This window comes from Nocardia xishanensis NBRC 101358, from assembly GCF_001613365.1.
Taxonomy (GTDB): domain Bacteria; phylum Actinomycetota; class Actinomycetes; order Mycobacteriales; family Mycobacteriaceae; genus Nocardia; species Nocardia xishanensis.
Map to the genome: position 1 here is coordinate 1 of NZ_BDCF01000018.1, position 13147 is coordinate 13147.

Sequence of the window (13147 nt, forward strand, 5' to 3'; positions counted from 1 at the left end):
TCATCGTGGTGCTCGGCGCCACAGGGCCCGCACCGGAGGCGGTCGGACTGCCCGCGGGCGCGGTGCCCGTCTGGGCGGCCGACTGGGCGACCGGCGTCGGCGCCTCGCTGCGGGCCGGGCTGCGTGCGGCGGCGCTGACCCCGGCCAGGGCCGTCGCGATCATGCCGGTGGATACCCCCGATGTCGGCCCCGACGTCGTCGCGCGGGTCCTTGCTGCGGAGCGTGAAGCGGCGAGCGGGCTGGCCCGCGCTGTGTTCCATGACACACCTGGCCACCCCGTTGTGATCGACCACAAGCACTGGACCTCGGTGAGCGCCGAGGCGACAGGAGATTCGGGAGCGCGTACCTATTTGTCCAGTAGGGACGATATGGTGTGCGTCACGTGCGACGATTTGGCGACGGGAAGGGATCATGACTTTCCGGCCTCGACCGCACGCTGATCGGAGCGGAAACTGATGCGCGACATCATCGACGACCTCTTGCGGGTATGGCACTCGGGCCGGATCGGTGGCCTGGCCACCATCGTGCGGACCGTGGGTTCGGGGCGGCTGCCGGTGGGCACAGCGATGCTGGTCGACGCCAACGGCTCCGTGTACGGCTCCGGGATGGGCGGCTCGGTGGAGACCGCGATGCACGAGGCCGCGGTGACCGCGGCGCGCACCGGGCGGCGGACCATGCACCGCCTACCTGTGCCGCCCGGCGAGCCAGGAATGGAAGCGGGCGGCATGATCGATGTCTTCGCCGAACCCTTCTCCAGTCATGAATTCCCCGAATTCCCCACTGTCGCATCCGAAATCGCCGCGCATCGACGGGTTACGATCTTCACCGTGGTGTGGAACCCAGACCCCGATGTGATCGGCCAGCACCTGATCACCGGTCAGCGGCACAACACCGAACTGGTCGCGCTGCCCGAATCCGACGTGTTCATCTCGTCCTTCGCCCCGCCGCCCCGGCTGATCATCTTCGGCGCCAACTCCTACGCCGCCGCGCTGACCGTGCAGGCCAGGTTGCTCGGCTACCGCGTCACCATCTGCGATTCGCGCGAGGAGTTCGCCACGCCCGACGCCTTCCCCGGCGCCGAAGTGGTGGTGGACTGGCCGCACCGCTACCTGAACACTCTCTCCGCGGCGGGCGAAATCGACTCGACCACAGGCATTGTCGTGCTCGCCCACGATCCGAAGTTCGAAATCCCTTTGCTCACGGTAGCTTTGCGCTTGCCCGAGCTCGGCTACCTCGGCGCGGCGGGCTCGTACTCGGCGCACGCCAGGCGCCTCGACGACCTGCGCGCGGGCGGTTTCGACGAGGCGACGCTGTCGCGGCTGCACTCCCCCGCGGGCCTGGACGTCGGGGCGCGCACGGCGGCCGAAACCGCAGTGGCCATCGCCGCCGAACTGCTGGCCACCCGATCCGGTCGGTCGGGGCGTCAGCAGTCCGGGAATGCCGAGGTGATCCACGCCGAGCAGGCATTCGGCGCCAGGGCCACCGTCGGGTTGTGACGCCGCGGGCTCAGCCCTTCAGGCTCGGGTTCTCGGCGTAGACCTCGCGCAACACCGATAGGTCGAACAGCTGATCGGCCCTGATGTCGATCTTGGCGGTGCGCAGCGCGGCGATGTTCTGTTCGACCAGCGCGTCGGTCATGGTGAGCAGTCCGTTCGCGGCGGTGTCGGCGGAGACCACCAGATCGTTCTGCGCGATGGCTTCCTTGGTCTGTTCCGCCGGGTCGAGGTTGAGATCCTTGCCGTAGATTTCGACGGCGAGACGCGCGGATTCGGCGGGCGCGGCGACCGCGTCCTTCCACCCTCGGATCTCCGCCGCGAGGAACGCCTTGAGCTTCTCGCGCTCGTTGTCGATGGTGGATTGCTTCACCGTGAGCGTCTCCGCGACCAGCGGCAGGCCGAAATCGGCGAACAGGAAGTGGGCGTTCGCAAAACCCTTGGCGGCCAGCGTGATCGGCTCGTTCGTCACATAGCTGACCCAGCCGTCCACCTCGCCGCTGGCCAGCGGCGTCGGGTCGAACTGCGCGGGCACGATGGTCACGTCGCCCGGCTTCATGCCGTTGGCGGCCAACAGCGCCGTGAAGATGAGCTGATTGGTGTCCTGCACCCCGATCTTGCGGCCCTTCATGTCCTGCGGGGAGTTGATGGGCTTGGCCGCGGAGCTGACGATCGCGAACGGGTTCTTCTGATAGGTGGTCGCGACGATCTTGGCGGGCAATCCCTCGAGGATCGCGGGCGCGGTGGTCTGCGGCGCGGAAAGCCCGAGCCACACCTTTCCGGTGTCGAGCCCGGCCTCGACCGACGTACTCGCCGCGCCGCCCGCCATCAGATTCACCGAACCGAACCCGGCCTCCCGGAAATAGCCGCGGGAGTCGGCGAAATACTCGCCCGCGAATTCGATGTTCTTGATCCAGGACAGCTGGATCGCGACGGTCCCGAAGCGGGAGCCGTCCTGGATCGAGCCACTCGACGAGCCGCCCGCGTCGTCGCCGCAGGCGGCGAGCGCGCCGACGCCGCCGAGCGCGGCTCCGGTGAGCGCCGAATAACGAAGGAAGGACCTGCGGTTCAGGTTCGCCCCGAACGAAGAGCGTTGCACGGGTGTCATGGGCCGAATTTAGGTGGATTCGGTTTCGTTTTCTTTACTTTCACGTTCCCAATACCGAATCGCGACGATCAGTCGCGCCCGGCGTCGGGGCCGAACCGGGCGAGCACCAGATTCTCGACGACGCCGACGATCGCGTACAGCAGCACCGATACCAGCGTGACGATCACGATCGACGCCCACAACTCGTTGTACCGGAACGTGGGAATCGCGCGAATCAGGCTGGCTCCGAGACCGGTTCCGCTGCCGAGCCATTCGCCGATCAACGCGCCGATCAGGGCTCCGGGCACCGAGATTCGCGCCGCCGCGAACACCGCGGGCAAGGCCGCAGGCACCGCCACCATCCGCAGCGCCGTCCAGCGTGAACCGCCGTACGCAGCGATCAGTTCCATGGCCTGACGGGGTGCGCTGCGCAGTCCGGTCATGATCATCACCAGCGCCGGGAAGAGTACGACGATCGCGGCCATCACGGTCACTCCGCCGAGTCCGCGGCCGAACACCAGCACGATGATCGGCGTGAGCGCCACCAGCGGCACCGAACGCAGCAGCATGGCCACCGGCATGAAGGTGTGCTCAACGGTGCGAAACGACACGAACAGCGCGGCGAGCGCCATGGCCGCCGCCATGCCGACGCCGAAGCCGAGCGCCGCGTCGCGCAGCGTGATCTGCAGGTTGTCGAGAATGGCCGCGCGCGCTTGCGGCGCGCCGGGCGAGGTGACCAGATAGCGCCACACATCGCCGGGTGTCTTTCCCACCCGTGGACCCACCTGCGGGAACGCCTCCAGGAACCCCCACCAGATCACCAGCATGAGCAGCAGCGAGGTCACCAGCGGGAACAGGAACGCGCCGAGACGACGCAGCACGGTCATCGCGCCTCCTCCCCGGTCCACGGCGTGACCAACCGAGCCGTCAGCGCCACGATCGCGTAGCCGAGCCCGGCCAGCGCGGCGGCAGCCAGCGCCATGCCCCAGGTGCGCGGCACGTTGTAGGCGGTCTGCGCGGCGGTCAGCGCGACGCCGATCCCGCTGTCGACACCGCCCAGATACTCACCGATGATCGCGCCGAGCACGGCCGAGGGCGCGGCGATCTTCAACGCCGCGAATGTATTCGGCAGCGCGGCGATCAGCTGGACCCGGTACAGCCGTTGCCAGCGCCCGCCGCCGTAGGCGCGCACCAGGTCCAAGCTCGCCGGATCGGCCGAGCGCAGACCGGCGAGGGTGCCGACCATCGTGGTGAAGAAGCAGTACATCGCGGCGAGGAACACCGTCGGCGTGCGTCCGCCGAAGACCACCAGGATGATCGGGCCGAGCGCGAGCAGCGGCGTGCAGTAGGACAGGATCGCCAGCTGGGTGGCCAGCGACTCGAATTGCGGGATCAGCGCCACCGCCACCGCGAGGCCGATGGCAAGCGCGTTGCCCCAGAGGAAGCCTTTCAGCGCGCCGATCGCGGTGATCTCGAAGTTCGGGCCGTACAGCTGCCAGCCGTCGGTGTACATGGTGTGCAGCACCCGCCACGGGCTCGGGATGGTGCCGCCCGCGAGGCCGAGCGCCGCGGCGAGCCACCACACCCCGACGAGGCCCAGGATGCCGAGCAGTCCACCGAGCCGCTTCACGACACACCGCCCGCGTCCGGCGCACGATCGCCGCCGCGTTCGAAAGCGACTCCGCCCGTGCCGGTCTTGCCGAACAGCAGCTCGGAGAGATAGTCGGACAACTTGTGGAATTCCGGGGTGCGCATCATCTCCGGCAGCCGCGGCCGCGGCAGATCGATCTCCACCAGCTCGAGCACCCGGCCAGGGCGCGGGCTCATCACCGCCACCACGTCGGACAGGAAGACCGCCTCGGCGATGCCGTGCGTGACCATCAACGTGGTCGCGGGCTTCTCGGTCCAGATCCGCAATAGCTCCAGGTTGAGCTTCTGCCTGGTCATGTCGTCGAGCGCGCCGAAGGGCTCGTCGAGCAGCAGCACGGTCGGCTGCACGACCAGCGCACGCGCGATGGAGACGCGCTGCCGCATGCCGCCCGACAACTGCGCGGGTTTGGCCTTCTCGAAGCCCTCCAAGCCCACGAGCGCGACCAAGTCGGCGATCTGCCCGGGATCGGGTTTCAGACCGGCCACCTGCAACGGCAGCTTGATATTGGATTCCACCGAGCGCCACGGGAGCAGCGCCGCGTCTTGGAACGCGATTCCGAGCTCGTGGCGGCCGCGCAGTTGCGCGGGCGTATGGCCGTCGATCAACGCGGTGCCAGCGGTCGGTTCCTCCAATCCGGCCAGAATCCGCAGCACGGTGGACTTTCCACAACCGGAAGGACCGAGCAGCGACAGGAACGCGCCCTGCTCGGTATGCAGATCGACCCCGTCCAGCGCGTGCACCGTGCGCCGCCCGGGCCGGAAGGACTTGCTCAGCCCGTCGATATGGATACCGGTCCCCCCGGCGTGCTCGGTGCTCATTCGGCCACGATAGAAGGGCCTGGTTGCACCGATATTGCGATTCGCGTGGCCAGATTGCGCAATCGTTACGCGCCGAGGGTTTTTCGCGGCCATGCGCGGCGGATCGGGCGGCGACCGCACCGGACACGGCGTCCCACCGGACGGCGCCGGCCGCTGATATTTGGCATCACGCCGAGCCGAACCCGCCCCTCGCGGATGAGAACGCGAGTTCCGCTGGTTGCACAGCAGGTGAACCCGCTCAGCACCTTGCTCGACGCCGAACTGCACATCGCGGGCTCGGCGATCCTCTGGCGCGAGATCATCGGCAATGGGTTCGGCCTGGCCGCCGCGGTGGGCGGCATGCGGCGGCGCGTGTGGGCGTGGCCGGTGGGCATCGCGGGTAACGCGCTGCTGTTCACGGTCTTCGTCGGCGGCGTCTTCAACACGCCGCAGCAGCTGAACATGGCTGGGCAGGCCGGGCGACAGCTCATGTTCATCGCGGTGAGCGTGTTCGGCTGGTGGCAGTGGTACCGGCACGCGCGCCTCGACACCGGATTGGAGCACCGCGGCGTGGATCCGCGCTGGGCGACGACGCGCGAACGCGTGCTGCTGGTCGCCGCGATGCTCCTCGGCACGGTGGTCTTCGCCCAGCTGTTCGCCTGGATCGGTTCCTACGGCCCGTGGGCGGAGGCCTGGATCTTCACGGGTTCGGTGCTCGCCACCTACGGCATGGCCCGCGGCTCAGCCGAATTCTGGCTGATCTGGATCGCGGTGGACGTCGTCGGCGTCCCGCTCCTGCTGAAGGCGGGCTACTACCCGTCCGCCACGCTGTATCTGATCTACGCGGGGTTCGTCGCCTGGGGTTTCGCCGTCTGGGTCCGCACCATGCGCACCGAATCGACGAACACCGACACCCACCAGGCAGTGACGGTGTCGGGCCGCGCCGCGACCGGCTGATCACGCCCGCGCTGCCTCGCCGTCCCGCCGGCGCGAGCAGGTCTGCGAACACATTGCGTTGGGTAAGCGATATCGGCGAAAAAGGCCCGGCGCGTCTTGCGGCATGCCGGGCCGGTGGTCGCGAAGCGGAACTACACCAGGTCCACTCGGACCCCGGTCGCGCGGATGGCCGCGACGGCGGCCGGGTCGGCCTTGGTGTCGGTGATGAGGACGTGTACCTGGTCGATGCCGCAGATGCGGGCGAGGGCGGAGCGTTCGAGTTTGTCGGAGGTGGCGACCACCATGACGAAGCCGGAGCGGCGCACCATCTCCGTGGTGACCCCCGCCTCATCGATGTGCCTGCATTGCGCTCCGCCCTCGGCGGAGATCGCGTTGACGCCCAGAATCACCGTGTCCAAACGTAATTCGGCCAGCGCGCGCTCGGCGAGCGGCCCGTGCAGTTCGTAGGATTCGCGGCGCGCCACGCCGCCGAGACAGATGGTGCGCAGGTGCGGGCGCAGCACCATCTCGCCCGCGATGTTGAGCGCGTTGGTGACGATGGTCAGCTGGTCGTCGCCGGATCCGGCCAGATCGGAGCGGCCCGCAAGCGCCCTGGCCACCGCGGTGGTGGTGGTGCCGCCGTTCATGCCGACCACCGCGGCGGGGTCGACCAGCGCCGCGGCGTGCTCCGCGATGCGCTGTTTGGCCTCGCCGCCGGTCTGCCGGTAGCGGGCGGGCAGGTCGTAGGCGACCGTGGTGGCCACGACGCCGCCGTGCGTCCGGGTGGCCAGCTGCTGTTCGGCGAGCGCGGTGAAATCGCGGCGTACCGTCGCCGGCGACACCTGTAGCCGCTCGGCGGCCTCCTCCACCGAGAGCCGCCCCGATTCGGCGAGCAGCTCGAGCAGCCGGTTCCACCGCTGCGGACGATCCGTCGGTCCGGTCATCTCACACCGCCCCGACCCGGACGACGTGCCGTTTCTCCATGCACGCCAACAATCTGACCACAGCCACGCTGCCAAACCGTAGAGATTGCCCGCGCCGTTCGCCAATGCGGGCCACGCGCGTACTCACCCAGCGGCGAGCCCGGAATTGACCACGTAGGCGATCTCCTCGCAGATGTCGTCCAGCGAGATCCGCACGTCGGGCTGGGTGCTCTGCACCAGTTCCTGCGCCAGCGAGTTGACCGTCCCGAGCACCGCGAGGGCGAACAGATCGAAGCGGCGGCGCTTGGTTTCCCCACGTTCGACGGCGCGCTCGGCCTCGGCGATCAGCAGAGCCGAGAGCAGCCTGCGCTGTTTCCTGCGCCATTCCTCGACCACCGGGCTGACCCCAACCACCTCGACGTAGCAGACCCGAGCCGACCGCTGGTCGGCGCAGGTCACCTCGAGATACGCGCGGAACCCCTCGGCCACTCGCTGCGCCAACGGGTCGTTCGCGTTGTGCGCCAACGTTTCCGAAGCCCGCGCCACGGCCCGCTTGGTGATCCGGTCCACCAGGGCGATGAGCAGCGCCTCCCGGCTGCCCATGTCCTCGTAGAAGCTGCGCGTGGAGACGTTCGCTTCGGTGCACAGGCGCTCGATGGAGGTGGCCGCGTACCCCTGGGTGCCGAACAGCTCCAGTGCGGCGTCGATGAGCCGGGTCCGCCGCTGCGCCACGCGCTGCTCCTTGGACAGTCCCGCGTAATTGCGCCCGTCCGTGGATCCGCCGTCGTGCCGTGCCACGGCTCGATGCTACTCGTCTTCGGTGCGGTTCCGCGCCGCCGGAGGCAGCGGCCGGGCAGCCCCGCGGACGGCATCCGACCATGCGATCACCGCTGTCGATCCACCGGATCGCGAAGGCTTGCATCGTTGGGCGGCAACGGATTTGGGCACCCGCGCGAGCCGCGGCTCGTTCGGCACGCACGCGCCTCCTGGCCGCGGGTTGATCACCCTGGGTCTGCCGAACAGCCCCTCCCAGTCGGTGGTCGGCACAAGGACCACGCGCAATGCGGCGATTGTCGAGGCACCGCGTGACAGAATGCCGCGGGCAACGCGATCAGTGAGCGGAGAAGAAGTTCCAGATGGTCTCCGACGCGTCGATCTGGTGGCTGACGGGCCCGACCACGACCTCGGGCAGACGCCCCTCGCTCCCCGGCCAGGTGTGCCCGCCGTTGGTGATGGTGTAGAGAACGACGTCGACATTTCCCGGGCACCGCGACGCGTCCAAGGTGACGGAGGTGCCGTCGTCGGTGCGCGCGGGCAGCTGACTGCTGACCGGCGGCGGGCAGTTGTTCTTCGCGCGCCACAGCTGCTGGGTGGCCGCCACGGACAGGACCGGCTGGGTGCCCGCGGCGCCGCGATTACCCGACGTGACCCGAACGACCCCGCCTTCGTACGGCACGATCCGGTCGGCCGTTCCGTGTATCTGGAGGACCGGAAGTGGTTGGGCCAGTGTGCAATCGGGCTCGTTCGCGACGGCGAGCGAGCCCGCCACCGGCGCGATCGCGGCGAGCCGGCCGCTCAGGCGGCAGCCGAGATTCTGCGTGAGCATGCCGCCGTTGGACATCCCGGTGGCGTAGACCCGGGCCGGGTCGACGTCGTAGGCGGCGATCATGTGGTCGATCAGCGCCGCGACGAACCCGACGTCGTCGACACCGGCCGCGCCTGCGCGGGTATCGGCGCCCCTGCCGTCGTTCCACGACCTGTCGACGCCCTCGGGATACACCGCGATGAAGCCGTTGGCGTCGGCCAGGCGGTTGAAACCGCTCGTCTCCGCCATCTGCGCGGCGCTGCCGCCTCCGCCGTGGAAGACGAGGACCGCCGCGGGACGGCCCTGCGCGGGCGCCGCCGGGCGGTGGACCAGGTAGTGGCGTTGGGCGCCCGCGTGGTCGAGGGTGAGGTAGGGATCGTCGGGACTCTTCGCGGACGAATGCCCGCAGGCGGCGGTCAGGACCAAGGCCGCGCAGACGACGGCGCCGGCCAACGTTTTCAGCACGATGTCGATGGTAGGAGCCCGGCACGCGCCTCGCCTCACTTCACGCTGCCCGCGGTCAATCCCGCGACCAAGCGCTTCTCGATGAGGGCGAACAGGACGACCACCGGCACGATGCCGACGGTGGAGATCGCGAACACGTACTGCCACGCGGTGTCGTACTGGCCGACGAACTTGGTCAACGCCACCGACAGCGGCTGATTCTCCGGCGTGGTGAGCACGACCAGGCTCGCCGCGAATTCGTTCCAGCACGCGACGATCGTGAAGATGGTCGCGGTGACGATGCCCGGCCAGACCAGCGGCAGACTGACTTTGGTCAGGATCTGCCAGCGATTCAGCCCGTCCAACTGCGCGGCTTCCTCGATCTCCACCGGGATGGCGGCGAAGAAGCTGTGCAGGATCCACACCGCGAAGGACAGATTGAACGCGGCGTTCACCAGGATCATGGCCAGCCAGGTGTCGTTGATGCCGAGTGCGAAGAACTGCCGGATCAGACCGGTCACCAGCACCGTCGGCTGCAACATCTGAGTGATCAGCACCAGGCCGAGAAACGCGGCGCGTCCCGGAAACCGGTGTCGCGCCGTGTGATACGCCGCGGGAACGGCGGCGACTAGCACGATAAGCGTGGCGCTGACGGCGATGGCGACGGTGCTGACCATGTTGAACGGCAGCGGCGTTTCCGGGGTGTCCCACATCGTCGCGTAGTTGTCCGGGTGCCAGGACTGCGGCAGATAAGTCGGTGGGATACGCAGGATCTCTGCTTTGCTCTTCAACGAGCCGAGCACCATCACGACGAACGGCGTCAGGAAGATCGCGGCGATCACGAGGCCGATCGCCGTCAGGTCCCAACGACGACGCTTCGCTCGCGGTGGCGCCTCACTCCTTGTGGCGCTGGGCTTCTCGGCCGAGCACACCCTGATGTCGGTCCCTGCGGTCATGCGTCGACCTGCCGTGTCGGCCGCACCACTCGCGCGTAGATCGCGATGATCACCACGATCAGCGCGAAGTTCAGCACGCTCATCGCGGCGGCGGTGTCGATCTGCTGGTTCTGCCGGATCAGTTTGAAGGTCAGCGTCGTCGTGGTGTCGGCCGAGAAGCCCGCGATGCTGCCGGTGATCACCTGCAGGATCGGCAGCGAGTTGAACACGTTGATGATGTTGACGACCGTGGCGACGGCGATGGCCGGACGCAGCTGCGGCAGTGTGAGATAGCGGTAGCGCTGCCACGGTCCCGCGCCGTCGACCCGTCCCGCTTCCTCGATCTCGGCCGGAATGGATTGCAGCCCGGCCAGAATCGTGTAGGCGGTGAACGGGACCGAGACGAACACCGCGACACCGATCGCCACCAGGAACGCGGTCGTCGGCTGTTTGGTGAATCCGTATCCCCGGTCGAGCAGGCCGATGTCGACGAGAAAGCGATTGGCGATGCCGACGTCGGGATCGAGCATGTAGTAGAAGATCGTCGTCGTCATCACCACCGAGGCGGCCCACGGCACCAGGATCGCCAAGCGCACGGCGGTGCGGCCGGGGAAATCCTTGTTCAGGAACTGCGCCAGCCCTGCGGAGAGCACCAGGGTGATCAGCACGACGCTGATCACCCAGACCACGGTGTGCGCGAGTACCGTGCCGAGTTCGCCGATGTCGAACAGGGCACGGAAGTTCGCCAGTCCGGCGGGGCCGCGATCCTGACCGTAGGCGCTGAGGTCCCTGGTACTGGTCCACAGCATGTAGCCGACGGGGAACGCGACGATCGCCGCGATCAGCAGCAAGGCGGGCCCGAGCCACGGGACCGCCGCGAGCATCGCTCTGCGCCGCACGCTATTTCGCGGCTTCTTGAATGCGCGCGAGTACCTGCGCCGGGTCGGCGCCCTGCGCGATGGTGCCCATTTGCTGCCGGATGGCGCCTTGCGCCGCAGCCCATTTCGGATTGTTGCTCGGGTAGAACTTGGCCACCGGCAGCGTCGCGGCGAACGCCTTGGTGACCGGATCCTGCGCGAGTTCGGCTGCGCCGCTCTGGGTGATCGGGATGAAGCCCTCGTTCTTCACGAAATTCGCGTACACGCTCGCGCCGTAGAAGTAGTCGAGGAACTTCTTGATCGTCTCGGTCTTCCTGCCGTCCTTCTTGAACGCCATCAGGTGGTCGGCGACACCGAGAGTCACCGGTTCGCCGGATTTCGTCGGAGAGGGCGCGGTGGCGTACTTCAGCGCCGGATTCTTGGCGGCGATCTGGCCGATGGTCGGCGGCAGGCCTTCGATCATGCCGACCTTGCCCTGGATGAAGGCGTTGATCACGTCCTTGCGGTCGGTCGCGCCCGGATTCGGCTGTGTCGCATTGGCATCGATGAGCGAGCGCATGGCGCGGGCACCCTCCAGGTTGGCCGGGGTGTCGACGGTGATCTCACCGCCATGCGACCAGTCGCCGCCCGCGCCGAAGGTCCAGATCGAGGTCTCGCCCTGCGCCTCCTCGCTGCCGAGCGGCAGACCGTAGCCGGAGACGCCGTCGCCGAGCGCCTGGATCTTCGCCGCCGCCTCGGTGAGCTCGGCCCAGGTCTTGGGCGGCGCCGTCACCCCGGCCCGCGCGAAAAGGTCGGTGTTGTAGAACAGGGTGCGCGTCGAGGCGAACAGCGGAAGCGCGTACTGGGTTCCGTCGAGCGAGGCGTTCTTCGCGAAACCAGGCTGGATGTCGGCGAGCACCTGCGGGGAGACGATTTCGGCTGCCGGGTGGAGCATTCCGTCGCCCGCGAAACTGGCGTACGCGTCGATGTTCAGTACGTCCGGCGTGGTGGACTGCGACTGGAGCTTGGTCCGCACCACGTCGTTGATCGAGTTCCACGACTCCAGTTGGAGATTCACCTTCAGGCCGGGATTCTGCCGCTCGAACTCGGCGATGATCCCGTCCCACAGCGCCTTTGTTCCGTTGGCGCCGTCACTGTAGACCGGAGCGAGGAAGTTGATCGTGGTGGCGGAGTCGGCGGAATCGTCGGAGCCGAAGCCGCACGAGGCGACCGCGAGTGCGGCGGCCAGCGCGGCGCCCGTGAGCAGGCGGCGGAGTGGTCGTTTCACGAAGCGAACCTTTCAAATTTGCACCCCCGGCGCCTACCGACCGCCGATGATGAAGCGAAACGTGTCGATGGGTTGAATTTAGCGCGAATGATGATCAAATGTGACTGTTTTGAGCATTAAGTTGACATGAACGATCATTCGACCGATGCTGTTCTCGTGCCGCTCTCCGCGAACTCAGACCCCGCCACTCACCTGGCCACCGAGGTCGCCACCCAGCCCGACGACTGGGCGCGCGCCGCGAGTACCGCCGCCGAACACCGCGCCGTGCTACCACATCCGGGTGAGCGGGTGGCCGTGATCGGCTGCGGCACTTCACTGTTCATGTCGCGCGCGATCGCCGCGCTGCGCGAGGACGCGGGCCACGGCCTCACCGACGCTTGGCCCGCCAGTCAGGTGCGCCGCGGTCGCGACTACGACCGCTACCTGGTCATCTGCCGATCGGGCACCACCACCGAGGTGATTTCGGCGATGCGCGAAATCCCCGCGCATATTCCGCGCACGGTGATCTGCAGCAGCCCCGGCACCCCGGTACTGGACTTGGGCGACCCGATCCTCATCGAGGAGGTCGACGAGCGCTCGGTTGTGCAGACCCGCTTCGCCACCACCACGCTGGCGATCCTGCGCTGGCATCTGGGCGAGGACCTCGGCCCGGCCGTCGAGCAGGCGCGCGGGGTGCTCGCCGAGGATCCCGCGCGGTCGCTGGCCGGGGTGCGCGGCGCGGAGCAGATCACCTTCGTCGGTATGGGATTCGCGGGCGCGCTGGCCGAGGAGGCCGGGCTCAAGCTACGCGAGTCCTGCCAGTCCTGGGCCGAGTCCTACCTCGCGACGGAGTACCGGCACGGTCCGATCAGCATCGCGGCACCTGGCCGTGCGGTCTGGGCGCTCGGCCCACTGGTGCCGAACTTCGCCGCCGACGTCGCCGCCACCGGGGCGCACTTGGAACACCGCGATATCGATCCGATGGCGGAACTGGTCCGGGTGCACCGGCTCTGCGTCCTCCGCGCGGCCGACCTCGGCCTCGATCCCGACCATCCGCGCAGCTTGAATCGGTCAGTCGTCCTGGACCAGTGACCGGTACACCGCCGTGTTCACGCGCCCGCCCCGGTTCCCGGAGTCGCCGACGACAAGATCGCCGACGGTAACTACGCTCC

General features: G+C 68.2%; 14 protein-coding genes. 4 read left to right on the forward strand and 10 right to left on the reverse strand.

The window, feature by feature from the left end; genetic code table 11:
• On the forward strand, positions 1–440 hold a 440-nt coding region (locus NX1_RS16710), incomplete at its 5' end, for a nucleotidyltransferase family protein (protein WP_068059602.1).
• 15 nt (positions 441–455) lie between these two features.
• A complete protein-coding gene (locus tag NX1_RS16715; RefSeq protein WP_068059605.1) occupies positions 456–1496 on the forward strand; it encodes an XdhC family protein in 1041 nt (346 codons plus the stop codon).
• A 10-nt stretch (positions 1497–1506) separates the two neighbouring features.
• Here NX1_RS16715 and NX1_RS16720 read toward each other — a convergent pair whose 3' ends face one another.
• The 4 genes from NX1_RS16720 to NX1_RS16735 all read right to left on the reverse strand — a co-directional run bounded on the left by NX1_RS16720 (position 1507) and on the right by NX1_RS16735 (position 5049).
• The gene (locus NX1_RS16720) at positions 1507–2601 is read right to left on the reverse strand and encodes an ABC transporter substrate-binding protein (protein ID WP_068059608.1); all 1095 of its coding nucleotides are present in this window, start codon (positions 2599–2601) and stop codon (positions 1507–1509) included.
• A 68-nt stretch (positions 2602–2669) separates the two neighbouring features.
• The gene (locus NX1_RS16725; RefSeq protein ID WP_068059612.1) at positions 2670–3467 is read right to left on the reverse strand and encodes an ABC transporter permease; all 798 of its coding nucleotides are present in this window, start codon (positions 3465–3467) and stop codon (positions 2670–2672) included.
• Positions 3464–4210 carry an ABC transporter permease gene (locus NX1_RS16730; RefSeq protein ID WP_068059615.1) on the reverse strand — a complete coding sequence of 249 codons (747 nt, stop codon included), beginning with the start codon at positions 4208–4210 and terminating at the stop codon, positions 3464–3466. The genes NX1_RS16725 and NX1_RS16730 overlap by 4 nt, the downstream gene beginning before the upstream one ends.
• Positions 4207–5049: an ABC transporter ATP-binding protein gene (locus NX1_RS16735; RefSeq protein ID WP_068059618.1), complete on the reverse strand. Its 843-nt coding sequence runs from the start codon at positions 5047–5049 to the stop codon at positions 4207–4209. Before NX1_RS16735 ends, NX1_RS16730 begins: the two co-directional genes overlap by 4 nt.
• Positions 5050–5244: 195 nt before the next feature.
• On the opposite strand from NX1_RS16735, the gene NX1_RS16740 reads away from it, so the two are divergent.
• Positions 5245–5985 carry a nicotinamide mononucleotide transporter family protein gene (locus NX1_RS16740; protein ID WP_084501496.1) on the forward strand — a complete coding sequence of 247 codons (741 nt, stop codon included), beginning with the start codon at positions 5245–5247 and terminating at the stop codon, positions 5983–5985.
• Positions 5986–6116: 131 nt separating this feature from the next.
• Here NX1_RS16740 and NX1_RS16745 read toward each other — a convergent pair whose 3' ends face one another.
• The 6 genes from NX1_RS16745 to NX1_RS16770 all read right to left on the reverse strand — a co-directional run bounded on the left by NX1_RS16745 (position 6117) and on the right by NX1_RS16770 (position 11996).
• Positions 6117–6908: a DeoR/GlpR family DNA-binding transcription regulator gene (locus tag NX1_RS16745; protein ID WP_068059621.1), complete on the reverse strand. Its 792-nt coding sequence runs from the start codon at positions 6906–6908 to the stop codon at positions 6117–6119.
• Between the two features lie 123 nt (positions 6909–7031).
• Complete coding sequence (locus NX1_RS16750) at positions 7032–7685, reverse strand: TetR/AcrR family transcriptional regulator (protein WP_068059624.1); 654 nt, start codon at positions 7683–7685, stop codon at positions 7032–7034.
• Positions 7686–7998: 313 nt separating this feature from the next.
• Entirely contained in the window at positions 7999–8937 is a 939-nt protein-coding gene (locus NX1_RS16755; RefSeq protein WP_218024136.1) for an extracellular catalytic domain type 1 short-chain-length polyhydroxyalkanoate depolymerase, read from the reverse strand.
• A 35-nt stretch (positions 8938–8972) separates the two neighbouring features.
• Positions 8973–9872 (reverse strand): carbohydrate ABC transporter permease, encoded by a 900-nt coding sequence (locus NX1_RS16760; RefSeq protein WP_068059628.1) that lies wholly within the window; start codon positions 9870–9872, stop codon positions 8973–8975.
• Positions 9869–10750 carry a carbohydrate ABC transporter permease gene (locus tag NX1_RS16765; protein ID WP_218024137.1) on the reverse strand — a complete coding sequence of 294 codons (882 nt, stop codon included), beginning with the start codon at positions 10748–10750 and terminating at the stop codon, positions 9869–9871. Before NX1_RS16765 ends, NX1_RS16760 begins: the two co-directional genes overlap by 4 nt.
• Position 10751: 1 nt before the next feature.
• Positions 10752–11996 (reverse strand): extracellular solute-binding protein, encoded by a 1245-nt coding sequence (locus NX1_RS16770; protein ID WP_068059634.1) that lies wholly within the window; start codon positions 11994–11996, stop codon positions 10752–10754.
• Positions 11997–12122: 126 nt separating this feature from the next.
• Here NX1_RS16770 and NX1_RS16775 point away from each other — a divergent pair, with 126 nt between their 5' ends.
• Entirely contained in the window at positions 12123–13067 is a 945-nt protein-coding gene (locus NX1_RS16775; RefSeq protein ID WP_068059637.1) for an SIS domain-containing protein, read from the forward strand.
• Positions 13068–13147 lie beyond the last annotated feature (80 nt).